This is a genomic window from Phytohabitans sp. LJ34 (assembly GCF_052068095.1).
Classification (GTDB): domain Bacteria; phylum Actinomycetota; class Actinomycetes; order Mycobacteriales; family Micromonosporaceae; genus Phytohabitans.
The window spans coordinates 284,301-306,522 of record NZ_JBQHDG010000004.1 but is presented as its reverse complement, the minus strand read 5'-3'; the positions used below and the strand labels follow the sequence as shown (position 1 = coordinate 306,522).

21 protein-coding genes are annotated in these 22,222 nt (G+C 69.5%); 13 read left to right on the top strand and 8 right to left on the bottom strand.

Translation table 11 applies throughout. The features are described 5' to 3' along the window. Positions 1-163: 163 nt before the first annotated feature. Both ACTMTJ_RS09165 and ACTMTJ_RS09160 read right to left on the bottom strand, forming a co-directional pair. The gene (locus ACTMTJ_RS09165; protein ID WP_441215702.1) at positions 164-1,369 is read right to left on the bottom strand and encodes a NosD domain-containing protein; all 1,206 of its coding nucleotides are present in this window, start codon (positions 1,367-1,369) and stop codon (positions 164-166) included. 50 nt (positions 1,370-1,419) lie between these two features. Continuing rightward, the gene (locus ACTMTJ_RS09160; RefSeq protein WP_441215701.1) at positions 1,420-1,614 is read right to left on the bottom strand and encodes a hypothetical protein; all 195 of its coding nucleotides are present in this window, start codon (positions 1,612-1,614) and stop codon (positions 1,420-1,422) included. Between the two features lie 413 nt (positions 1,615-2,027). On the opposite strand from ACTMTJ_RS09160, the gene ACTMTJ_RS09155 reads away from it, so the two are divergent. The 7 genes from ACTMTJ_RS09155 to ACTMTJ_RS09125 all read left to right on the top strand — a co-directional run bounded on the left by ACTMTJ_RS09155 (position 2,028) and on the right by ACTMTJ_RS09125 (position 9,418). Then, the gene (locus tag ACTMTJ_RS09155; protein ID WP_441215700.1) at positions 2,028-3,389 is read left to right on the top strand and encodes an ABC transporter substrate-binding protein; all 1,362 of its coding nucleotides are present in this window, start codon (positions 2,028-2,030) and stop codon (positions 3,387-3,389) included. Next, a complete protein-coding gene (locus tag ACTMTJ_RS09150; protein WP_441215699.1) occupies positions 3,386-4,351 on the top strand; it encodes a carbohydrate ABC transporter permease in 966 nt (321 codons plus the stop codon). The genes ACTMTJ_RS09155 and ACTMTJ_RS09150 overlap by 4 nt, the downstream gene beginning before the upstream one ends. Then, a complete protein-coding gene (locus tag ACTMTJ_RS09145) occupies positions 4,351-5,190 on the top strand; it encodes a carbohydrate ABC transporter permease (RefSeq protein WP_441215698.1) in 840 nt (279 codons plus the stop codon). Before ACTMTJ_RS09150 ends, ACTMTJ_RS09145 begins: the two co-directional genes overlap by 1 nt. 30 nt (positions 5,191-5,220) lie before the next feature. Then, complete coding sequence (locus ACTMTJ_RS09140) at positions 5,221-6,342, top strand: glycoside hydrolase family 172 protein (RefSeq protein WP_441215697.1); 1,122 nt, start codon at positions 5,221-5,223, stop codon at positions 6,340-6,342. Positions 6,343-6,419: 77 nt separating this feature from the next. Next, positions 6,420-7,463 (top strand): LacI family DNA-binding transcriptional regulator, encoded by a 1,044-nt coding sequence (locus ACTMTJ_RS09135; RefSeq protein WP_441215696.1) that lies wholly within the window; start codon positions 6,420-6,422, stop codon positions 7,461-7,463. Between the two features lie 78 nt (positions 7,464-7,541). Continuing rightward, positions 7,542-8,507, top strand: a complete 966-nt coding sequence (locus ACTMTJ_RS09130; protein ID WP_441215695.1) for a glycosyl hydrolase family 32 — start codon at positions 7,542-7,544, stop codon at positions 8,505-8,507. Next, on the top strand, positions 8,501-9,418 hold the full coding sequence (locus tag ACTMTJ_RS09125) for a carbohydrate kinase family protein (protein WP_441215694.1): 918 nt from the start codon (positions 8,501-8,503) through the stop codon (positions 9,416-9,418). Before ACTMTJ_RS09130 ends, ACTMTJ_RS09125 begins: the two co-directional genes overlap by 7 nt. Before the next feature lie 73 nt (positions 9,419-9,491). On the opposite strand, the gene ACTMTJ_RS09120 is transcribed toward ACTMTJ_RS09125, so the two are convergent. Then, positions 9,492-10,094 carry an RICIN domain-containing protein gene (locus tag ACTMTJ_RS09120; RefSeq protein ID WP_441215693.1) on the bottom strand — a complete coding sequence of 201 codons (603 nt, stop codon included), beginning with the start codon at positions 10,092-10,094 and terminating at the stop codon, positions 9,492-9,494. Positions 10,095-10,419: 325 nt separating this feature from the next. Between ACTMTJ_RS09120 and ACTMTJ_RS09115 the strand changes: the two genes are divergently transcribed. From ACTMTJ_RS09115 to ACTMTJ_RS09100, 4 genes are all read left to right on the top strand, one after another. Continuing rightward, on the top strand, positions 10,420-11,352 hold the full coding sequence (locus ACTMTJ_RS09115; RefSeq protein ID WP_441215692.1) for a S8 family peptidase: 933 nt from the start codon (positions 10,420-10,422) through the stop codon (positions 11,350-11,352). A 28-nt stretch (positions 11,353-11,380) separates the two neighbouring features. Then, positions 11,381-11,965, top strand: a complete 585-nt coding sequence (locus tag ACTMTJ_RS09110; protein WP_441215691.1) for an RNA polymerase sigma factor — start codon at positions 11,381-11,383, stop codon at positions 11,963-11,965. Next, positions 11,962-12,462 carry a hypothetical protein gene (locus ACTMTJ_RS09105; RefSeq protein ID WP_441215690.1) on the top strand — a complete coding sequence of 167 codons (501 nt, stop codon included), beginning with the start codon at positions 11,962-11,964 and terminating at the stop codon, positions 12,460-12,462. Before ACTMTJ_RS09110 ends, ACTMTJ_RS09105 begins: the two co-directional genes overlap by 4 nt. Positions 12,463-12,538: 76 nt before the next feature. Further along, complete coding sequence (locus ACTMTJ_RS09100; protein WP_441215689.1) at positions 12,539-15,013, top strand: CHAT domain-containing protein; 2,475 nt, start codon at positions 12,539-12,541, stop codon at positions 15,011-15,013. Between the two features lie 65 nt (positions 15,014-15,078). Here the strand turns inward: ACTMTJ_RS09100 and ACTMTJ_RS09095 are convergent, their stop codons facing one another. Next, positions 15,079-15,609, bottom strand: a complete 531-nt coding sequence (locus tag ACTMTJ_RS09095) for an RICIN domain-containing protein (RefSeq protein WP_441215688.1) — start codon at positions 15,607-15,609, stop codon at positions 15,079-15,081. A gap of 316 nt (positions 15,610-15,925) precedes the next feature. On the opposite strand from ACTMTJ_RS09095, the gene ACTMTJ_RS09090 reads away from it, so the two are divergent. Further along, positions 15,926-17,218, top strand: coding sequence for a serpin family protein (locus ACTMTJ_RS09090; protein ID WP_441215687.1), 1,293 nt, complete (start codon positions 15,926-15,928; stop codon positions 17,216-17,218). 46 nt (positions 17,219-17,264) lie between these two features. Continuing rightward, positions 17,265-17,744: an NUDIX hydrolase gene (locus ACTMTJ_RS09085; protein ID WP_441215686.1), complete on the top strand. Its 480-nt coding sequence runs from the start codon at positions 17,265-17,267 to the stop codon at positions 17,742-17,744. 515 nt (positions 17,745-18,259) lie between these two features. Here ACTMTJ_RS09085 and ACTMTJ_RS09080 read toward each other — a convergent pair. The 4 genes from ACTMTJ_RS09080 to ACTMTJ_RS09065 are packed head-to-tail and all read right to left on the bottom strand — an operon-like array spanning position 18,260 to position 22,111. Then, complete coding sequence (locus ACTMTJ_RS09080; protein WP_441215685.1) at positions 18,260-19,003, bottom strand: DJ-1/PfpI family protein; 744 nt, start codon at positions 19,001-19,003, stop codon at positions 18,260-18,262. A 41-nt stretch (positions 19,004-19,044) separates the two neighbouring features. Next, positions 19,045-19,671 (bottom strand): DUF1775 domain-containing protein, encoded by a 627-nt coding sequence (locus ACTMTJ_RS09075; protein WP_441215684.1) that lies wholly within the window; start codon positions 19,669-19,671, stop codon positions 19,045-19,047. Further along, positions 19,668-21,371 carry a copper resistance CopC/CopD family protein gene (locus ACTMTJ_RS09070; RefSeq protein ID WP_441215683.1) on the bottom strand — a complete coding sequence of 568 codons (1,704 nt, stop codon included), beginning with the start codon at positions 21,369-21,371 and terminating at the stop codon, positions 19,668-19,670. Before ACTMTJ_RS09070 ends, ACTMTJ_RS09075 begins: the two co-directional genes overlap by 4 nt. After that, complete coding sequence (locus ACTMTJ_RS09065; RefSeq protein ID WP_441215682.1) at positions 21,371-22,111, bottom strand: YcnI family copper-binding membrane protein; 741 nt, start codon at positions 22,109-22,111, stop codon at positions 21,371-21,373. The genes ACTMTJ_RS09070 and ACTMTJ_RS09065 overlap by 1 nt, the downstream gene beginning before the upstream one ends. Between the last annotated feature and the right edge of the window lie 111 nt (positions 22,112-22,222).

Genomic DNA, 22,222 nt, shown 5'->3' with positions numbered 1-22,222 from the left:
TCATGTGAGCGTGCCGTTGCCAAAACGTTTAATCAAGGCCTGGAAACGTACATTCCCTGCCAAAATCGTTTGGCAGGGAATGCGCCTCGCGGAAACACGCAAGCCGGCATCGGCGCCAGCGCATGGTGCGCCGGTGCCGATGCCGGCCTGGAGATCGTCCGCGTTACGGGGTCGGGCGGAGGGTGTAGTTGGTGGTGAACGCGAGGATCTGCGCGGCGGTGCCGCTGTCGAGGATCTTCGTGTTGGTCGTGCCGGCATCCAAGACGACGTGGTTTGTTTCGGTGTTCGTGACGAAGTGGTTGTTGCTGATGAAGTTCGCGTCGCCGGCAGCGACCAGGACCATGGTCGGGGTGGCGCCGGACGGCGTGATAGCCGAAGGCGGCACGTCGAAGCTGACGATGTTGGTGGACACCATGTTGTTGTCGCCGACGAGGTGGATCAGGCCGTACAGGTCGTCCTTGCCGTTGTCGAAGGCCTGCAAGGGCGGGAAACCTTCCGGCACGCGCCGGAAGTGGTTGCCGACGATCAGATTCTCCTTGTTGACCCCCTCGAAGTCGATCATGCCGGGGTAGAAGGCTTGGAACCGGTTGCCGGTGATCGAGCAGCGGTTGCTGGTCTTCAGGTGCACCATGCTGCGCCCGCGCGGGAAGATGTTGTTTCCCTGCACGAGCAGGCCCTCGGCGTTCTCGGCGAAGATGGAGAAGCCGACGAAGCCGGCGCCGATGAGGTTGTTGGTGATCTTGCTGGCTTGGGAGGCGCCGGTCAGCTCGACGCAGCTGCCGCATTCGGCGATGAAGTTGTCGGTGACGTTGAACGCGTCGGCGCCGTTGTTGACCAGGGCGCGTTCGAGGTAGACGAAGCCCATGCCGGCGACTTTGAGCGCGTCGTTGTCGGAGGCGATGCGGATGCCGGTCTTGCCGTTGGTGTAGGAGTTCTGGGTCGGGGTGAAGCTGAGCCCGTCGATGCAGAAGTCGCGGAACTCGATGGAGCTGAGCCGGGGTGCCCCGCCGCGGGTGACCAGAAAGGCTTCGGCGTGTCCGTCGGTGTTTTCCACCTTGACGTGGCTGGCCCCGGGCCACAGCTCGTGCCAGCTGGAGGTGTCGCCGGCGTTGTAACGGATGCTCGACGAGGCGAAGCCGTGGCCGGATCCCTTGATTTGCAGGTAGCTGACGTCGATGACGACGCGGGTCTTGAGCGAGTAGTCACCTGGCGGGATGTAGATGACCGCACCGGGCTTGGACGCCTGGTTGGGTTGCCGGGCCTTGACGTCGGCGATGATGCTGTTGATGACCGCCCCTATGTCGTGCTTCGCGGTCACCCCGGGCTGTCCGGGTATCGTCCAGCGGGTCACGTCGTACACAGTGGACATGGTCCACCGTCCTTCCTGAGAAAGTCGTGGCAGGGCAGGCGATTGCGGCGTCACAGGACGCCGATGAGGGTCTCGTGCGCCAGGACCGGCGCGCCGGACGGTCGGCGCGGCGTGCGGCTGTGCGGTTGACCGGTGGGCTCGCCGCGGCCGGTTGAGCCGGCGGTCAGTGGACTTGCCAGGACCGGTGCGGCGGCCAGCGCTTTGAGCACCGAGCGCCGGCCGACTGGATTGACGTAGGCAGGCATGAGCCACTCCTCGAAAGTGGGTAGCGGCGATTGGTGTGGGAGCCGGAAACGACACGGCCGGGGCAGACCGACGCGTCCTCGGGCGGGCCGGCGACGCCACGCCAAGAGGAGCGAGCTCGTGTCAGCGACGTTCCTAGCACCGTGACGGCGGCAGCGTCAACCATCCGCCTCGCGGGCAGGCGATGGCTGATGGCCGCCGCAACACAGCCGACACTTGACGGCTACACGAGCCGCGATCTATCGTTGCCAAAACCATTTGGCGAAACGTTTTGGCACGTGGCCGGCGGCGGGATCTTCGCTGGTCATGGGCGATATAGCGCTGCACGCCGAGCTGTCGGCGCGGGCGGCGCGGTCGTGCCGTCCCGCGCGTCCCGGCGCTCGACGGTCGTTGGCGCGATTGAAGGAGCGAGATCGTGTTTTCTGCACGTGGCGGTGCCGGCTCCGCGGCCCGCGGTGACTGGCCGGCGGCCGGCGGCGGTGCGTCCAGCCTGACTCGGCGGCGACTGCTCGGCCTCTCCGCGGGTGCGGGTGTGGCCCTGCTCGCGAACGCCTGTGGCGCCGGCGGCGACAGCGGCTCTGGCTCGGGTGGTGCGAAGACGCTGTCGCTGGTGTGCGAGGGCGGCGGCAAGATCGAGTTGCAGCCGATCGTGGACAAGTTCCAGCGGGAGACCGGCGCCACCGTCACCTTGATCGAGCTGCCGTACGAAGGCTTGTTCAACCGGTTGACCAGCGAGCTGGGTGGCGGCAACGCGAGCTTTGACCTGTGCGCCGTGGACGCGGTCTGGCTTCCGTTGTTCGCCGGCAAACTGGCCCCGATCGACGACCTGTTCACCTCGGCGGTGCAGGCCGACCTGTTCCCGGCACTGGTGAAGGAGCCGAAGGTCGGTGGTCACGTCGTCGGCATGCCGGTGTGGACGAACGCCGAGGTGTTGCTGTACCGCACGGACCTGTTCGAGGACGCCAAGGAGAAGACGGCGTTCCAGGCCAAGTACGGCTACGAGCTGGCGCCGCCGACCACCTGGCAGCAGTTCACCGACGTCGCGCAGTTCTTCACCCGCCCGGCGCAGAAGCTGTACGGCACGGACGTCAAGGGCAAGGTCGAGACCGAATGGCTGGCGCACGTGCTTCAGGCCGGCTCGCCCGGCGTGATCCTGGACGACGGCGGCGCGGTAAACGTGGACAATCCGCAACACCTGGCGGCCCTGACGTTCTACGCGGACCTGCAAAACAAGTACAAGGTGAGCCCGGCCGGGGCGGCGCAGACCGACTGGAACGCCGCGCAAACCCTTTTCAACCAGGGCAGCACGGCGATGACCCGGTTCTGGGCGCACGCGTACCGGCAGATCCCGGCCGACGCCGCGGTCGCCGGCAAGGTCGGCGTGGCGCCGATGATCGGTGGCTCGGCCGGCGTCGCCGGCATTCCGGGCCCGTGGTACCTGTCGGTCCCGCAGTCGTCGACGAAGCAGGACCTGGCCAAGCAGTTCATCCAGTTCTGCTACGACAACAACGCGCTGAGTCTGGAGACCACGCTCGGCCTGGCCGCGCGCAAGTCGGCATACCAGCAGTACGCCGACAAGAAGGGATTCGAAGCGTTCAGCCCGCTGCTGACCACTTTGGACGCACCGGCGACCACGTCGAGGCCGGCACACCCGAAGTGGCAGCAGATCGTGGACAGCGCGCTGATCCCCATGTTGCAGAAGGCCGTCGCACCGGGCGCTGACTACGCCGCACTGCTGGCGGCGACCCGTACGCAGATCGAAGGCATCATCAAGTGACCCGTACGCCGCTGGCCACCGCGCAGCGCCCCGCGTTGCGCGGTGCGGCCGCCAGCACGCACCGGCGACGCCGCCGGAGCCTCAGCGACAACAGCTACGCGCTGCTGCTGATCGCTCCGGCGGCGCTGGTACTGCTCGCCCTGGTCGCCTGGCCGCTGGTGAAGCTGGTCGTCGACAGCCTGTACAGCGGCTCCACATTCGACATTGGTGGCCGCCGGTTCGCCGGGTTGGCCAACTATCGCGAGATGTTCAGCGACCCGGCCGTGCGCGCGGCGTCCTGGCGGACCCTGGTGTACACGGTCGTGGTCGTGTTCGCCGAGTTGGTGCTGGGCCTGGCGATGGCGTTGCTGTTCTACGCGCTCGGCCCCCGGTCGCAGATACTGCGGACGGTCTTTCTCTATCCGCTGATGATCGCGCCGCTGGTGGCCGGCCTGCTGTGGCGGTTCATGCTGATCGACAACTTCGGCATCGTCAACGAACTGCTGGCCCGGGTCGGCGCGATCGACAGCACGGGAGACATCGCCTGGCTCAGCGACCCGGACCTCGTGCTGTTCTCGGTCGCCATCCCGGACGTGTGGCTGACCACCTCGTTCATGACGCTGATGCTTTTCGCCGGGTTGCAGTCCATCCCGCCGGAGCTGATGGAGTCGGCGCGCCTGGACGGCGCTCGAGGGCTGCGGCTGCTGGGCTCGATCCTGCTGCCGTTGCTGCGGCCGGTGATCGCGGTGGCTTTGATCATCCGCGGGGTCGACGCCGCCCGCGCGTTCGACGTGATCCTGATCCAGACCGGCGGCGGGCCGCAGTCCGCGTCGGAGACGCTCAGCCTGCACATCTACAAGACGATGGTCACCTACAGCGACCCTGGCTCGGCCGCCGCGATCAGCACCGTGTTCATGACGGTGATGATGGTGGTCGCGCTGATCGCGGTGATGACCATCTGGCGTCCCGGCCGGGGGTCGTGATGAGCCGTCGTGACCGTGCCCGCCGGATCCGCCGCGCGGCGCTGTGGCTGCTGGCCGCCGCGGTCGTCGTGGCCTACGCGTTCCCGTTCGTCTACCTGCTGCTGACCTCGTTCAAGCCGGCCAGCGACGCGATCGCGGTGCCGCCGACGGTCCTGCCGCAGCGGTTCACATTGGACAACTACGTCACCGCCCTCAACCGCGAAGGCGTGCGCGCCTCGTTCGTCAACAGCGTGACCACCGCGACGCTTGCCACGGTCATCTCGCTGGCGCTGGCCATCCCGGCGGCCTGGGGCATCACCCGATATCGCACCCGAGCGGGGCGGATCATGCTGGCCGGCTCGCTGCTGGTCCGGATGACCCCGGCGGTCGCGATCGGCGTGCCGCTGGTCGGCATCTTCAGCGCGGTCCACCTGACCGACACGCCCACCGGGCTCGCGCTGGCCCAGACCACCGTCGCGCTGCCGCTGTCGATCTGGCTGCTGGCCAGCTTCTTCGAGTCGGTGCCCCGGGAGATCGAAGAAGCCGCCCTGGTCGACGGCTGCTCCCGACCGCGAGCGCTGGTCTCGGTCATCCTGCCCGTCGTGGGCGGCGGCACCGCGGTGACGGCGATCTTCGCGTTCCTCGCCTCGTGGAACGAGTTCCTGTTCGCGCTGCTGCTGACCTCGGTCAAGGCGCAGACCACGCCGCTGGCCATCGCGAACCTGCAAAGCCAGTTCGGGCTCGACTGGGGTCCGATGACCGCCCTCGCAGCCCTGTACTCCCTGCCCGCCGTGGTGCTCACGCTGCTGCTTCAGCGGCGCATCGTGGCCGGCCTCAGCCTCGGCGCGGTCAAAGGCTGACCCGCCGCACAGCACGAAAGGCAAACCACTGTGACGTTCTGGCAAGCCAGCAGCCCGCTCGGCGGACTTCCGAAAATCAAGTCCGCCCGGTCCCGGCGCGAGTCGAGTTGGGACCGCACCGGCGGCAACCACGACTTCGTGGTCGTCCCGGCCGGCGGCACGCACGTGCTGGCCGACCTGACCGGCGCGGGCATCATTACCCACATCTGGCTCACCACGCGCTGCTACTCCCCGCAGTACCTGCGCAAGCTGGTGCTGGAGATGTACTGGGACGGCGAGGACACCCCGAGCGTGCGCAGCCCGCTCGGTGACTTCTTCGGCGTCGGGCACGCCACCTGCACCCACTACGTGTCGCTGCCGCTGAGCATGGTCTTCGGCGCCCGGCGCGGGCCGAAGGGGCCGTTCGCGGCGGCGATGAACTGCTACTTCCCGATGCCGTTCGGCTCCGCGGCCCGGATCGTCCTGCGCAACGAGAGCGACCAGCCGATCGAGAACCTGTTCTACTACGTCGACTACGACCTCACCGACGAGCCGGTACCCGACGACATCGGCCGCTTCCACGCGCTCTACCACCAGGAGAAGCCGACCCAGAAGGTGGTCCACCCGGCCACCGAGGAGAAGCCGGCACCGTGGGACCTGCCCGGCACCAACCTCACCGGCGCCGACAACTACGTCATCCTCGACGCCGAAGGCACCGGCCACTACGTCGGCTGCGTGCTGAGCATCGACAACTTCGACGCCTCCAACCAGGTCTTCACCTGGCCCGGCGAAGGCGACGACATGATCTTCATCGACGGTGAACAGTGGCCGCCGTCGCTGCACGGCACCGGCACCGAGGACTACTTCGGCGCGGCCTGGGGCTTTCCCAGCGGCGCGTACGCCGGCCCGTACCACGGCATCACGCTGGCCAGCAGCGTGCAGGAACACTTCGGACTGTGGAGCATGTACCGGTTCCACATCGAAGACCCGGTGCGGTTCAGCACCTCGATCCGGGTCACCATCGAGCACGGGCACGCCAACGACCAGGGCAACGACTATTCGAGCGTCGCCTTCTGGTACCAGCACCTGCCGCACCGGCCCACACCGCGGCTGCCGCCGGTCGAGCAGCGGCTGCCGCGCCGCTGGCCGGAGCACGGGCTGTGGGATGAGTAGCGGCTGGATTAGCGTGGTGCCGGCACGGCCAGCCGCGGCGGCACCCGGGTGGACATCAAAACGGCATAGGTTGGGCGATGGGACGGAACATAAGCATCCGGGATGTAGCCAGCGCGGCGGGCGTGTCGGTGACGACGGTCTCGCACGTGCTCAACAACACCACCGGAGCACGCGTCAGCGAAGAGACCCGCGAACGCGTGTCCACGGTCGCCGCACGGCTCGGCTACGCCCCGAACAAGCTCGCCCAAGGCCTGCGGCTCCAGCGCACCCAGATCCTCGCCCTGCTGTCGGACCAGATCGCCACCACCCCGCACGCGGGACGCATCATCCTCGGCGCGCAGGAGGCGGCCTCGGCGAAGGGCTGGGTCGTCATGCTGCTCAACAGCGGCGGCGACCCCGACCTGGAGGACCGGGAGATCAACGCCTTGCTCCAGCACCAGGTCGACGGCGTGCTCTACGCGACCATGTACCACCGGCAGGTCACCGTCCCGGACCGGCTGACCGGCGTCCCGGTCGTGCTGCTGGACGCCAGCTGCACCGACCCGCGATACCCGTCGGTGGTGCCGGACGAGGTCGGCGGCGGCCGTGCGGCCGTACGGGAGCTTGTCGCGGCCGGGCATCGCCGGATCGGGTTCACCACCAACATCGACGACATCCCGGCCACCCACGGCCGGCTCGTCGGCTACCGGCAGGCACTCGCCGACGCGGGCATCCCGTTCACGCCCGAACTGGTGGTGGTCGAGGAGTCCGACACCCCCGGCGGCTACCGCGCCGCGTTGGAGCTGCTGCGCCGCCCAGACCGGCCGACCGGCCTGTTCTGCTTCAACGACCGCATGGCCATGGGTGCCTACCGGGCCGCGCACGAGCTGGGGCTGCGGATACCCGACGACGTGTCAGTGGTCGGCTTCGACAACCAGGAACTCATCGCCGACGGCCTGTACCCAGGGCTGACCACCGTCGCCCTGCCGCACTACGAGATGGGCGCCTGGGCGGTCAACACCATGATCGACATGTTGGACGAGACACAGCCGGCCCGTCGCCGGCGCCGCCGGTCCTCCCAAACGACCATGGAATGTCCGATCGTCCGGCGGGACTCCGTGGCGGCACCCGCCACCGCCTGACCCGCACGCGTACCCCGTCACCCCGGTACCGCGCACGACGCGGCACCGGCGTTCACCCTGCACCCAAAGGACTTCTCTGTGTTCAAACCCGCTAACGCCTGGTCGTGGGACTTCTGGCTGGCCCGCGAGGGCGGCAGCTACCACCTGTTCTTCCTCCAGGCATCCCGGGCGCTGCGCGACCCAGACCGCCGGCACTACCGGGCCAGCATCGGCCACGCCGTCTCGACCGACCTGCGCCGGTGGACCCAGGTCGACGACGCGCTGGTCCACGACGACCGGCCAGCCTTCGACGACATCGCCACCTGGACCGGGTCGGCAATCCGCGGCCCGGACGGGCTGTGGCGCATGTTCTACACCGGCGTCGGCAGCCCCCACGACGGCCTTGTGCAACGCATCGGACTGGCCACCTCCGCCGACCTGACCACGTGGACTCGACACCCGGGCGGACCCGTTCTCCAGGCCGACCCGCGCTGGTACGAACGGCTGGGCGAGTCGTCCTGGCCGAACGAGGCATGGCGGGACCCATGGGTGTTCGCCGACCCCGACGGCGACGGCTGGCACATGCTCGTCACCGCACGGGCCAACCACGGCCCCGCCGACGACCGCGGCGTCATCGGCCACGCCCGCTCCGCGGACCTGCTGCACTGGGAAGCACAGCCGCCGCTGACCGAGCCCGGCAGCGGGTTCGGCCAGCTGGAGGTGCCGCAGGTCGAGGTCGTCGACGGCCAGCCGGTGCTGCTGTTCTCCTGCCTGCGACCCGAGCTTTCCGCCGCCCGCCGCGAAGACGGCGAGACCGGCGGCGTCTGGGCCGTCACCGGCGACAGCCTCCTCGGCCCGTTCGACACAGCCAAAGCCCGACCGGTCACCGACGAAAGCCTGTACGCCGGCCGCCTCGTCAAGGACCCGGCCGAGCGGTGGCAGCTGCTCACCTTCCACAACACCGACGCCGACGGCCGGTTCGTCGGTGGACTCAGCGACCCCATGCCGGTTTGGCTGGCCGGCGGCACCCTGACGGCCGACACCACCACGGTGGCAGCGTGCTGACCGTCCTCGGCGAAGCCGTCGTCGACCTGCTGCCCACCGACCCGGACGGCGGCTATCGCGCCCACCCCGGCGGCAGCCCACTCAACGTGGCAGTCGCCCACGCCCGCCTCGGCGAGCCGACCGCGCTGCTGGCGCGGACGTCCGGATCCGCGTTCGGACAACTGCTGCACGCGCACGCCCACCGCAACGGAGTCACCGTCACCGGCCCGGCCGACCAACCCGAGCCGGCGTCCCTGGCCGTGGTCACCCTCGACAGCGACGGCGTGGCCGGATACGACTTCTACCTCGACGGCACAGTCGACTGGCAATGGCGTCCGGCCGAGCTCGCCGTGCCGGCCGGCACCACGATCCTGCACACCGGATCGCTCGCGTGCTACCGGCCGCCGGGCGCCGACGCGGTGAGCAACCTGCTGACCCGCCTGCGCGGGGAGGGAGAAATCCTGCTCAGCCTCGATCCGAACATCCGCCCGACTGTGGTGGGTGACCTGGCCGAGGCCCGGCTTCGGACCACCCGGCTGGTCTCCACCGCGCACGTGGTCAAGGCCAGCAGCGAGGACATCCAGACCCTCTACCCGGACCAGCCGGTGACGGCCGTCGCCCGCCACTGGGCCACCCTCGGCCCAAGCCTCGTCGTAGTCACCCTCGGCGGCGAGGGCGCCTACGCCGTGCACGCCGACCTGGAAGTACGCCGCACCGCGCCGACGATCGACGTCGTGGACACCGTCGGCGCCGGCGACGCCTTCACCGCGGGCCTGCTGTCCGCACTGCGCTCAACCGGACACGGCACGCCGGCGACGAACCGCGACCTCGACCGCGAACAACTCGTCGCGGTGATCGACCAGGCCATCAACGTCGCGTCCGTCACCTGCACCCGCGCCGGCGCCGACACCCCACGGCGCGCGGACCTGTAGCCGGGATCTACCGATACGACGCGCCGTGTGGAAGGTGGCCCAGCCGAGCGGTCCGTCCAATACGGATCCGGGCTCAGTGGATCGGGCCCGGAGGTGACTGGATGTACCACATCTGGTTGTAGGAGTTCCATTGGACGCCGGACGTGACGCAATCCCATTGTTGCAGCCGTGCTTGCTGGCCTGGCTGGCCGGAGGAGGAAGGCGCTTCCAGACACCTTCCGGTTTGGCGGTTTACGATGGTCCTTTTCCACTCGGCAGCCCAGACGCCGTGCGCGGGGATCTCCACCCACCGGATGTACCACTCCGCCGGCGCGTAGCCGGCATCGCAATACGGGTACTGGATGATCGGCGTGCCGTTGACGTAGGACCCCGACCGCCAGTCGAGCATGAGGCATTGGTTCGAATGCCGCGCCCTGATGCGGAAGAAACCGTTCCCGCTGTCCAGCAGGTCGAACTCCTGCGAGGCGCTGGTGTTGTTCGGCCACAGGAAAACGCCTGTGTAGGGGTCGACGGACGCCCACATGACGTCGGCCCGAAGGCCGTTGCCGACCATCGCGATCTCCTGTCTGAGCGTGTCAGCCGCGTACGCCGGTGTCGGTGTGATCGCTGCCGAGAGGGTGATCGCCAGAGCCGCGGCCAAGCTGAGAGGTGCGACCCTCCTGAAACGTTTTCTCATCCTCTCTCCCTTTCAGTCGGAATAGCCCGTGACCCGCCATTGGTCAAGACTCCTTCTGCCGGAACACGGCTACCTCGGTGAGCGTGGCTATGACGCGGATAGTTGAGCGTCGGCCGGCGGCCCAGAAAAGCAGTCCCGGAGGCTGGCACGGTTGCTTCGGTACTCCTGGTGGTTGGTAACAAGTCAGGGGAGCAAGCGCGTGGCCAGATACACCCGATCCGGGGATCGACACGGCGGCGGAGTGCTCTGATGGTGGACGTATCCGGGCGACCTCCCACGTCCCCTTGGATTTCAACACCGTGTTCACAAATCGCTGGAGTTGACGATGAACGACGCCCACCGCAAGAGCGGCTACGAGGTCGCCACCAATGGCGAGGCGCGCCCCGGTATCTACCAGCTGTATGGCGAGAAGAGCGGGCACGGACGCTGCGACGCCGCATGGATGCCAGTCGATCGTGCCGAGTTGGGAGACCCGCCCGCTCGGCGCCCGGCGCGCCGGCGAGCGGTGGTCGCCCTGCTGGACAGCGGCGTACGTGAGCATCCCTGGCTGCTTGAGCGGGGCGGGGAAGACTTCGTCCTCGACGCTCCCGGGTGGGAGGAGGCGCGCCCGAACGCCATGCCAAAGTTGGCCAAGGTAGGCGATCAGGAGAACTTCGGGAGCCACCTGGGCCACGCCACCTTTATCGCCGGCATCATCCGTCGGGTCGCGCCCGATGCCCAGGTGTTGTCGATGAAGGTGATGGACGATCAGGGCAAGGTCGACGAGAAAAACGTGGTAGCCGCCCTAGAATGGCTGGTCAAGTATCCGGGGACAGTTGACGTCGCGCTGCTGGCCTTCGGCCGCCGGATCGAAGATGGGGACGATACGACCGCCGAGGCCGAACAGACCAGGGAAGGTATCGACAACTTGGTCCGACGTGGTGTCCGGATGGTGATCTCGGCTGGTAACGGCGGCACCGATGAGCCGGTCTTCCCGGCCAGCTACGCGCGGGTGGCCGGGCACTCCACCGGCATGGTCGTGAGCGTCGGCGCGGGCCTATCGGCCACCTTCCCGGAGGATTACAGCAGCCGGGGAGGGTGGGTCACCGACTGGCGACTCGCCGGCGACATCGTCAGCACCATCCCCCTGACGCCGGGCTCCAAGGAGGAAACACAGGGCAAATCGACCGGGGAAGGCTACGGGAAATGGAGCGGCACCTCCTTCGCCGCCGCCATCGTCGCCGGCGAATTCGCCGCGCAGGTGGAAACCGTCGTGTAGGCCACCAGCGGCCCGTACCATTTGGCCCATGTCCACGGTGAACCGGGCCGACCGCACCGCATGGCTTGCCGCCTGCCTGGATCGCGCCCGCGTGGGGGATCAGACAGCGCTCAACGACATCGTGATGGTGCTCAATCCGTTGTTGTGGCGTGTGGTCCGAGATCAGGGGCTCGGCGTCGAAGAGGCGGCCGACGTCGTGCAGACGACGTGGATGGAGTTTCTGCGCCGGATGGACGAGATCCGGTCGCCGCAGGCACTTGCGGCCTGGCTGGTCACAGCGGCCCGACGGGAGGCGTGGCACGTGCGGGGCCGGGCACGACGCGAGATGGCCGACCCGCATACGGTTCTCGACGAGGTGCCCGACCCGCAGCTCCCGCTGGACGAGCGGCTGCTGTCCGACGAGCGTGACCGGAGCCTATGGCGACACTTGCAGCAGCTAACCCCCCGCTGCCGTGAGCTTCTGCGCATCGTCGCCCACGTCGAGCGGCCCAACTACGACGCGGTGGCCGAAGCGTTGGCGATGCCACGGGGAAGCATCGGCCCGACCCGGGGCCGTTGCCTGGCCAAGCTGCGAGAGCTTCTGCTGGCCGATCCTCTGTGGAGAGAACGATGACCGATCCAGCCGCCCCGCTAGACGAGGTCGACTTGTCCATTCTGGACCACATCGCGGCCGTACACGGCAAGCTCGACCCACCGCCCGCCGACCTCGACGCACGCGTACGGTTCGCCCTTTCGCGGCCGGATCCAGACGTGTCCGAGTCGGTCTGGGAGTTCGAGGTTGCCCGACTCGTCGAGGAGGTGCCGGTCGGCTCCGGCGCCCGGGCCTCGGAACGGACCCGGACAATTACATTCGAAGCGGACAGTCGCACCGTCATGATCACCATCGTCGGGCGGCTGGACGGGTCGGTCCGGCTGGAGGGTTGGCTGGCGCCAGCCGCGCCCTTGCGGGTCGAGTTGCGCCTCCCCGAGCCTGCCCCGGCCCAGACGGCGCAGGCCGACGAGGTCGGCCGGTTTGTCTTCGACGAGGTGGCGCGAGGGTTAGCGCAGTTGCTGGTCCATCCGCCGGATGACACGGTTCCGCGCGTCGTCACGCCATCGCTGGCCCTGTGAGCTGATGGCGCTCGCCAGTCACGTATCGGCGACGGCACAGCGGATCGAGAAGGCACGTCGGCTGCATGCCGCCGCCATGACGTCGAGCGACCACGGGCGGCCGGCCACCGCGATCCGCCAGCTTCGCACCGGCCTCGCCCTGCTCGCCGGCGGCGACGGCGGTACCGCGGACGAGATCCGGGCCCGGCTGCTGTTGAGCCTTGCCTGGGCCGAGTCCGAGCGAGGGCGGGTCGAGCTCGGACTGCGGCTGCTCGACGAGGCTGAGGTGGTGATGGTCCGGTCCCAACGACCGATCCTGCTGGCCCAGCGGGCGCTTCTGCTGAAACGGCGCGGCCGCAACGACCTGGCCCTGCGCCACTACGACGATGCGGTGGCGCTGCTGCGCGAGCGCGACCACCCGCTCGACCTGGTCAAAGTGCTCAACAACCGCAGCCTCGTACACCTCGAGGCCGGCCGGGTGACGCAGGCCCGGGCCGACCTGCGCCGCTGCGGGCAGATCGCGGCCCGCCATGGGCTCGCCTTACACCTGACGATGAGCCGGGTCAACCTCGGTTGCATCGACATCGCGGCCGGAGACCTGCTCTCGGCACTGCGCCGCTTCGCCGAGTGCCGCGCCGACTACGAGACGATCGCGCCCGGCCGGCTGCCGATCCTGGCCGTCGAAAACGCCCGTGCGCTCGTGGCAGCAGGGCTGTTCCGCGAGGCCGACGGGGAGCTGGCCTGGGCGATCGAGGCCGCCGCGCGCCAGCGGCTCAGCCATACCTATGCCGATGCGATGCACGCGCGCGCCGAAGCCGCGCTGCTGGCCGATCGGCCCGTGGAGGCGGCGGCGTTGGCCGAACGGGCCCGTGCGCTGTTTCTGAGCCGGGCCAACGCGCGCCGGGCCGGCCTGCTCTCGTTGCTGCGGCTTCGGGCCGAGGCGGCCACGACAAACAGCGCCGTCGGGCACGCCGCGCTGGCCGCACGGGCGCAACGGCTGGCGCGCCGGCTCCGGCCGCTCGGGTTGGTGGAGGACGCCCGCGTCGCAGACCTCGTCGCCGTGCGCGCTCTTGTCGCGGCGAGGCAGCCGGCTCGTGGCGCGCGGCTGGCCCAGCGACTCGGAAGGCCGGGTCGGGCCGAACGTCTCGACACCCGCCTCGTGCGGCGCCTCGCGCTGGCCGAGCTGGCCCAGGCCGCCGGGCGCCCCGGCGAGGCGAGCAGGCAGCTGCGTGCCGGGCTGACCGCCGTGCACCGGCACCGCACCCAGTTCGGCTCCTTCGATTTGCAAACCGGAGCCTCCGTACACGGTCGCGACCTCGCACGGGCCGGCCTGGCCCAGGCACTGGCGCAAGGGTCGGTGCCGGCGATCTACCGATGGTCCGAGCGGGCGAGGGCGCAGGCACTGTTGCTGCCACCGGTGCGGCCGCCCGCCGACCCTATGGCCGCGGCCGCCCTGGAAGAACTTCGCCAGCTCCGGTACACACTGCGGGACACTGAACTGGCCGGCCGGCCGACCAGCGGCCTACGGACACGGATTGACGCTCTACAACGGACGATCCGGGAACGGAGCTGGTTAGCCCCCGGAACCCGGTCCGGCGCCGGGCCGGCACTAGCCTCGCTTGGCGAACTCAAAGATCAGCTCAGCGACGTGGCGCTGGTGATCTACCTGCAAGACGGCCAGGCACTGCGCGCCCTCGTTCTCACCACCGGCACGGCCACGGTGATCAACCTCGGCAGCTACAACGCGGTGGCGGAGACGGTCGCGCGGCTCCGGGCAGACCTCGACGCCCAAGCCGGACGCGCCCTACCAGCACGCATGGCCACGGCACTGGCCACCGCCACTCGCTACGACGCCGCCCGCCTCAGCGCCGCGATCCTCGACCCGCTCCTGCCCCACATCGCAGACCGGGCACTTGTCGTGGTACCGACTGGGGCGCTTGCGACGGCCGCCTGGTCGGCTCTGCCAGCCGGGACCGGCCGGCCAGTCACCGTCGCAGCATCGGCCACCGCCTGGCATACGGCCCGGCAACGCCGACGTCGCATCCAGCGCGACGCCCGGGTGCTGCTCGTGGCCGGCCCCGGCAACGACCGTGGCGAAGCAGAGGTAGACGCAATCGCCGCACTGTATCCCGATGCGACCGTCCTCAAAGGAGACTCAGGCACGCCGGCCGCCACCATGGCCGGCCTCGGCCACGCCTCGCTCGCGCACCTGACAGCTCACGGCCACCATCACCCCGAAAACGCCCTCTTCTCCAGCCTCGACCTCGCCGGGGGGCCACTGTTCGGCTACGACCTCCACGACGGCTTCGCTACCCCAGACACCGTCGTCCTGTCCTCCTGCGATCTGGGCTTAGCCGAACTCAGACCCGGCGACGAGCCACTCGGCCTGGCGACAGCCCTGCTCGCCGCGGGGACCGCGACCGTGGTGGCCAGCGTCGCCCGGGTCGCCGACCACACGGCGATGGAAGTGATGGTGCGCTACCACCAGCGAGCGGCAACGGGACAAACGCCCGCGGACGCCCTCGCGGCCGCCAACCTCGCTACTGGGTTCATCTGCCTTGGCGCCGGTTGAGGCAATCGGCGCGGCGGCGGGCGATCCGTGAAACGCGACCGCCCACCGCCGATATCAGCCGCAGCTCAGATCAGCCGCCAGTGCTGCTGCGGAACTCCGTCACATGTCCATTGCTTGACGTTGGCGCCGTTGTGCGTGTAGGCGTTGTCCACGTCCAGACACTTGCCGCTGTGCTGAGCGCGCAGCTGGTAGAAGCCACCCCCCACAGCCTCCAGCGCCCAGCGCTGCTGCGGAACCCCGACGCAGTCCCACTGCTTGACGTTGGCGCCGTTGTACGTGTAGGCGTTGTCCACGTCCAGACACTTGCCGCTGTGCTGAGCGCGCAGCTCGTAGAAGCCGCCACCCATGTAGGCCAGCATCCAGCGCTGCTGCGGAACCCCGACGCAGTCCCACTGCTTGACGTTGGCGCCGTTGTACGTGTAGCCGTTGTCCACGTCCAGACATTTGTCGCTGTGCTGCGCACGTACCTCGAAGTACGGCGCTGCGACCGCTGGTGCTGCCGGAGCGACTGCGAGCAGCCCAACGACCAACGCTGTAACCAGCGCCCACCGGCCTGCTCTACCTGAAATCCGCACGAGACCCCCTCGATCCACCATCGACCGTCCGCCTCTCCGGTGGCTACCGGCGGCGTCGGTCCGCTACCGCACAAGGGATCGCAACCAACCGCGAGATACATGCCAGAACGTTGGCCCTGCATCTTCCCAGCTGCGATGGCGTACTCCCGTTCCACGAGCTGGGCGAAGTCTTCGGCGTGAGCAGCGAGTGGGTCAGACGCAGGTCGAGTGAGCCGAAATATTGGCGGGATCGGGTGGCCCGCCGGGGACTGCGTGCACGTAGAGAACATTCGTTAACTTCGATGCATTTGGGACCTGAGCCTGGCGTGTCCCCATAGGACTGTTCTACCGTCGCGGCATGGTCTCGCGTCGATCGGTTCTCGGGGCGCTCCCGCTCGCGGCCGCTGCCCTTACCGCCGCCCCAGGTCATCCCCGCCGGATCGGCGGATCGTCCACGGCGACGGACCCGCTACGCGTTCCGCCCGATCCGGCCACGACGCAGGCGGCCGCGACCGCGGTACGCGGCTTCACGGCCGACCTCTACCGCAAGCTGGCGTCCACCCGTGCGGGCGGCAACGTGGTGTGCGCGCCGTACTCGGTGGGACTCGCGCTCGCGATGACCCGGGCGGGCGCCGGCTCGACGACGGCGGACGAGATGGATGCCGTGCTCCACGCGCCGTATCCGCGGCCGGGTGCGCTCGACAGCGGGTTGAACACCGTCGATCAGGTGCTCGCCGGCCGATACCAGGACGGCGACGGGATCAAGCAGCCGCGGCTGACCACGGCCAACGCTCTGTGGACACGGCTCGATCTGGGCCTGCGCGCCGGGTTCCGGGACACCCTGGCCGGCTACTACGGTGCCGCGCCGCGCCCGGTCGACTTCCGCGGCGCGCCGGAGGTGGCCCGCCACGAGATCAACACCTGGGTGTCCGACCGGACCAACGCGAAGATCCCGGAGCTGTTGCAGGCCGGCGTCCTGAGCCCCGACACCAGCCTGATACTGACCAACACGATCTACCTCGTCGCGGCCTGGAAGTACCCATTCAAGGCGACGGCCACGGCGGTCGGGGCGTTCACCCGGGATGACGGCAGCGTCGTCGACGTCCCGATCATGCGCGGGCCCTTCGACAGGATGGGCTACCTCGAGGGGGACGGCTGGCGCGCGGTCGACGTGCCGTACGCGGGCGACGGGCTGGCCATGGCCATCGTCATGCCGACCCGGGACAATCTCGCCGCGGTCGAGGCGAGTCTCGACGCCACGTGGCTGGGCGCGCTGCTGACCGGGTTCCAGGTGACCGACGTCCAGCTGCGCCTGCCACGGTGGACGTTCCGCCTCCCGGCCGAGCTGGGTGCCGCGCTGGCCAGCCTCGGCATGCCTACGGCCTTCACGTCACGGGCCGACTTCACCGGCATGAGCACCGATCCGGCCTTGTGCATCGACGACGTTGTGCACGAGACGTTCATCGCGGTGGACGAGAAGGGCACCGAGGCGGCAGCCGCGTCGGCCGTCATCGTCCGACCGCCGTCGATCCCGCAGGGCCCGCAGTTCTTCGTCGACCGACCGTTCCTGTATGTCATCCACGACCGGTTCACCGGCGTACCGCTGTTTATCGGCCGGGTTCACGACCCGCTGGTCACCGGCGCGGCCTGACCGCACCGCGATCAGCCGCTCCAAAGATCTCCGGACGTGTGTCGGGATGGCTGTGCTTCCGATTCGTGATCGTGTGGGCAACACCTTGGTCGACTTCCGGTTCCTCGCGGAGAAGGACCTGGGGCAGGTGCCCATGCCAGCGTCGTTGGTGGTTGCCACTTACGCGAATGCCGTCCTAATGATCTTCGATAGCTGGCGAAAGCAGTGGGAGCTGCCGGGCGGACGGCGTGAGCCAGGTGAGACGGCACGCCAGACCGCCGTACGGGAACTGCGCGAGGAGACCGGCATCGACCTGCCGAGCCTTACCTTCGCCGGCGTGGCCGAGTTCGTTCTGGCGAGGCCGAAGCGCCGGGAACTCCTCGCTGTCTACCAGGTTCACCTTGAGCTCATGCCCCGGCTGACCGTGAACGAGGAGGCTCTGGCCTTCAGGTGGTGGCCTCCATCGGAGCTCCTGAGCCACGACATGAGCCCACTGGACGCGGAGATCGCGCGACGCGTCGTCCACTTTCGCCCACCTCACAGCTGACCGCAGCAGCTCCCAACGCCCTTGGGATGAGAAAGTCATCGCGCGCGGCGGTACCAGGAAAGCGGCGACGGAGGCCACGCCGACGTAGGACAGAAAGCCGACGGTGCGTGCCCTTTCGGTGGGCGTAGCTTCCGATCACGGCGGCGAGGTAAGAGGATTGCCTACGTCGGGTCGGAAAGCAGAGCGCCAGCGGGCGGCCCAACAAACCGGCGCCGGAGGAGGCAGGCCGTGGACCAACGACAGTCCTGGATGGACGGGCCCACGTACGACTACCGTGGTCGGCTCCCGGCACGGCCGGTAGGCACGGCGACCGTACCCGTGCCTGGGCTATGGCTTCCCGCCGGCATCCGGCCACCAAATCTGCGTACACCGACAAGTGTGTACCGGCGCCCGCACCGACCGGGGCGTGCAGCGTGAACCGACCTACGGCACGGTGAAGGACACCGACGTGCCTCTCCCGCCGCCAACCGCCGCGTCATCTGTCCACTGTGGGCGGCCACGATCGCGAGCCGAGCTCACCTCGCGGCCGCCTCGAGAAGTTGTAGGGCGAGCGCCTGGAGTTCCGGTCCAGCCTTGTCGGGGCTGCCGGTGTCGAAGGGTGGCGCGGGGTCGTACTCGACCGCCAGTTGTAGTGCCTGGGCCACCCGATCGCCGGCCAGTTTCGCGGCCAGGTGCAGGGCCATGTCGATGCCGGCGGACACTCCGGCCGCGGTGATGATTTTCCCGGACTCGACGAAGCGGCCTTCGGTGAGGACGGCTCCGAAGGTGTCGCGCAGGTACGTGCGGGAGGCCCAGTAGGTGGTGGCGGGTACGCCGGTGAGCAGGCCGGCGGCGCCCAGGATCAGGGCTCCGGTGCACACCGAGGTGGTCCAGGTGGTGCGCCGGTGGATCCGCCGTACCCAGTCGAGGGTCTCGGCGTCGTCCATGGCGGCGATGACACCCCGGTTTCCGGCGCCGGGGATCAGCAGGACGTCGGCGTGCCCTACCTGGCGCAGGGAGCGGTCCGCGACCAGTCCGAGCACGCCGGTGTCGGTGCGTAGCTGCCCGGCCCGTTTGGCCACGGTGAACACGGACGCGTCCGGTACCCGGGAGAGCACCTCGTATGGGCCGACGGCGTCGAGCGCGGTGAGGCCGTCGTAGAGCAGGATCGCGATCCGCGGACCCCGTCCGGTGGCGGCCGCTGCCGGGGTCGCCGCGGACAGTCCTAACCCGACACCGCCCAGCGCCGCCGCGCGCAGGACCGTACGCCGTTCACTCATGCTGGTTCCTCCCGAGAAATCGACTGGATGGACAAGCGGGTCTACCCGCGGGCAACGGCTGCCCGGCGGGTGATGAGGGTGGCGGCGACCGCGGCCGCGGCGACGAGGATGGCGAGGGCGAGGGCTGCCTGTGGGAGGCTGGCGGCGCCGGTGTCCGTCGGCGCGGCGGGCGCTCGCGCCGCCGCTCCGGGCTGGGGAGCGAGGATCGCTCCCGTGGCGATCAGGCTCGGTGCCGGATGCTCGTCGCCGGGTTGCGGGTCGGTCCACTGGTACTGCTCTTTGTTGGCGCAGCGTTGCACGGTGGGGAAGCGCAGTGGCTGGCCGATCGTGCCGGTGAGCCGGGTGACAAGGGAGAACGCGGCTTCGGCGCCGGCCTTGAGCCCAGGGCCGGTCCAGGCGATGCGACCGGGCTCGGTGGTCGCCTTCCAACCCGCGGGTTGTTCGGTGCGGGACGGCGGCGTCGCGCCGGCGGGAAGCGAGACGATCAGTTCGGTGGTGGGTGAGTCGCCGCAGCCGTGATCGAAGGTGAAGGTGAGCGTGGTGCTGCCGTCGCCGTTGGGTTGTGCCTTGGCGAGCAGGACGTGCGCGGCCGCGGGGGAGCCGGCGAACAGCAGGGCGGCCACCGCGGCCGCCGCGATGACGGTCAGTCGTCCGGTCCGGCGCTTCACGAGATCTCCACAGGGATCTGGGCGATCGGGTTCTCGTACTTGGACGTGCGCACGCTGACCTCGATGATCCATCGGCCGGGTAGCGGGAACTCGGCGACCGCCTCGTAGCGTCCCGGGGCGGTACGCGAGACCGGGCGTTCGAGCGGTCCGACGTCTCGTGCGGGCAGGCTGAAGCTGAGCTCGGGGGCCGCGATCGGTTCGATCGGGCGTTTGCCGGCGTCGAGGATGTTGAGCTGGAGCGAGTTGACGCCGGTGGTGCCGGGGGTGAGCACGACGACCGCGCTGTGGTCGCCGAGCTGCGCGGTGAGTTCCACCGATGCCGGGCGGTCCGGCGGTGTGGACGGGTCGGTGCTTTCCTGGACAGGGCTTTGGGTGACCAGGACGCCGGTGGTGGCCAGGACGGCGGCGAGCAGGCCGGCCTCGGCCCGTACGGTGCGGCGCAGCGCCGGCCATGCCGGGCCGGTGCTCTGCTGCGGCGTGATGCGCGGAACGAGGCGATAGCGGTTCCACGCGGCGATGCCGAGGATCACGGCGACGAGACCGACCTTCACCAACAGGGCGGCGCCGTAGGTGGTGCCGAACAGGGCGGACCAGGAGCGGATGATCCGCCAGCCGAGCAGGACGCCGGTCAGGGCGAGGCCGGCGACCAGCCACGCGGCGATCCGGGAGAACCCGGCGACCACCGTCGCGGCCGCGCCCGCGGTCGCCTCGGACGAGGGCAGCAGCAGTAGGGTCAGGCCGATCAGCCCGCCGAGCCAGAGGGCCGCGTTGGTGACGTGAAGCAGGTCGGCGGAGAGCACCAGAGCGGCCGGGCCGAAGGTGCGGGTGTGCCCGGCCAATGCCAGCGATCCGACGGCCAGCGCGGCGGCGGCCGCGCCCCCGGCCGGCGTGTACCGGGGATGGGTGTCCGCCCGGGCGACGCGGACGGCGAGGAACGTCACGGCAAGGCCCACGGCGGCCAGTAGGGCGGTCAGCGTGGTGTCGCTGCTCAGGGCCGTCCGCCAGGTCCCCGGCTCGGCGAGCGCGTCCAAACCTCTGCCGTCCTGCCAGGCGACCACCACCGGCAGCGCCACGACGAGGACGGCCAGGGTGGCCGGTACCGACCAGCGCAGGACGGCGTAGACGCGGCGGCGTACCAGGACGGTGCCGGAGGAGCCACCCGCCCGGGGCAGCAGCAGCAGCGCGAAGGCGGCCAGGCCGGCAGTGCCGAGCACGCCGGCGTAGCCGAGCGCCTCGGTGACCTGCCTGGTCAGGCGGACACCGCGGCTGGGTTCCGGGACGGTCGCGACGTCGATGCCGGTCGCGGTGGGGGCACCGATGGCGAACGTGAGACCGCCGGCGACCGGGTGGCTGTCCGCGGAGATCACCCGCCAGGTGATCACGTAGCTGCCGTCGCCGAGTCCGGGCGGCACGGTGAGCACGATGCGGGTGTCCACGGTGCGTACTTCCGCCGGCTGTTCGGTGCCGGCGGCGTTCAGCAGCCGGACCGCACCGGTGCGGACCTGGACCGGTTCGTTGAAGGTCAGCGTGACCTCGGCCGGCGCGTCCGGCAGGACCGCACCGTCCGCCGGGTCGGTGCCGAGCAGGGCGGCGTGCGCTCGGGCCGGGGCCGCCGGCCCGAGCGCCACCAGCAGGCCGCAGAGCACGGCACCGGCCAGGCCCACCAGCCGGGCCAGCGGGCGTCGGGCAGCGACCGGCATCAGGCCGTCGTGTCGCGGGACTTGGTGAGGGTCGGGCGCAGGACCGCGAACCCGCCGAGCAGCAGACCGAGAATGCCGACGGCGAGCGCGATCCAGCTCACTGTGCTGGTGCCGCCGCTGTCATTGTCACCGGTGTCGCTCTGGGCGCTGGTCAGTGCCGTGTTGGCGTTCACGGCGGCCTCGTCGCCCTCCTTGGCCGCCTCGGTGACCTTGAAGCCGGGAGCCGGGTGCTCGAGGTCGTCCGGGTTCTGCCCGGTGGCCGGCACCTGTACCCAGGCGGTCTCGCCCTTCTCACAGGTCTGCACGGACGGGAACACCAGCGTCTCGCCCGGCGTGTCCGGCAGCTTCAGCGACAGCTCGAACTTGTCCCGCATGTCGTCGGGCAACGGTGCCTTCGCGGTGTAGACGACCTCGGAGACGCGTTGGGTGACCTCGTTACCGTGGCTGTCCTTGACCGGCGGGTTCAGGTCAGCCATCACCTTCCGCACCGACCAGTTGGTGTTGACCGTCGGCGTCACCGCGATGATCTTCTCGGGGATCTTGATGGCCACCTTGGTCGTGCCGGCGCCGTCGCAGCCGTGCGGCACCGATACGGTCAGCACCGTGTACGACCCGGCCGCGGTAACCGTCGGGCTGACGGTGACATGGGCGGCGGCCGGCCCGGCGGTCAGCAACACGACACCACCAACGAAAAGGCCGGCCGCACCGGCCTGCACGGTACGCCGCAACGCGGTCCTCATGACATTCAATCCTTCCGCCGGGGAGATGGGGATCCGGCTCTCGTAGTAGTCGGCACCGAGCCCGGAAAAGTTCCGACCGCCTCGACGCAGTCCCGGCGGGGCGATTTAGAA

Bases quoted from the DNA above. Each gene is read 5' to 3' on its own strand.
- ACTMTJ_RS09165 (WP_441215702.1), bottom strand. From the start codon at position 1,369: ATGTCCACTGTGTACGACGTGACCCGCTGGACGATACCCGGACAGCCC.
- ACTMTJ_RS09160 (WP_441215701.1), bottom strand. From the start codon at position 1,614: ATGCCTGCCTACGTCAATCCAGTCGGCCGGCGCTCGGTGCTCAAAGCG.
- ACTMTJ_RS09100 (WP_441215689.1), top strand. From the start codon at position 12,539: ATGACGTCGAGCGACCACGGGCGGCCGGCCACCGCGATCCGCCAGCTT.
- ACTMTJ_RS09135 (WP_441215696.1), top strand. From the start codon at position 6,420: ATGGGACGGAACATAAGCATCCGGGATGTAGCCAGCGCGGCGGGCGTG.
- ACTMTJ_RS09105 (WP_441215690.1), top strand. From the start codon at position 11,962: ATGACCGATCCAGCCGCCCCGCTAGACGAGGTCGACTTGTCCATTCTG.
- ACTMTJ_RS09085 (WP_441215686.1), top strand. From the start codon at position 17,265: ATGGCTGTGCTTCCGATTCGTGATCGTGTGGGCAACACCTTGGTCGAC.
- ACTMTJ_RS09065 (WP_441215682.1), bottom strand. From the start codon at position 22,111: ATGAGGACCGCGTTGCGGCGTACCGTGCAGGCCGGTGCGGCCGGCCTT.
- ACTMTJ_RS09090 (WP_441215687.1), top strand. From the start codon at position 15,926: ATGGTCTCGCGTCGATCGGTTCTCGGGGCGCTCCCGCTCGCGGCCGCT.
- ACTMTJ_RS09070 (WP_441215683.1), bottom strand. From the start codon at position 21,371: ATGCCGGTCGCTGCCCGACGCCCGCTGGCCCGGCTGGTGGGCCTGGCC.
- ACTMTJ_RS09145 (WP_441215698.1), top strand. From the start codon at position 4,351: ATGAGCCGTCGTGACCGTGCCCGCCGGATCCGCCGCGCGGCGCTGTGG.
- ACTMTJ_RS09110 (WP_441215691.1), top strand. From the start codon at position 11,381: ATGTCCACGGTGAACCGGGCCGACCGCACCGCATGGCTTGCCGCCTGC.
- ACTMTJ_RS09080 (WP_441215685.1), bottom strand. From the start codon at position 19,003: ATGAGTGAACGGCGTACGGTCCTGCGCGCGGCGGCGCTGGGCGGTGTC.
- ACTMTJ_RS09120 (WP_441215693.1), bottom strand. From the start codon at position 10,094: ATGAGAAAACGTTTCAGGAGGGTCGCACCTCTCAGCTTGGCCGCGGCT.
- ACTMTJ_RS09095 (WP_441215688.1), bottom strand. From the start codon at position 15,609: ATGGTGGATCGAGGGGGTCTCGTGCGGATTTCAGGTAGAGCAGGCCGG.
- ACTMTJ_RS09115 (WP_441215692.1), top strand. From the start codon at position 10,420: ATGAACGACGCCCACCGCAAGAGCGGCTACGAGGTCGCCACCAATGGC.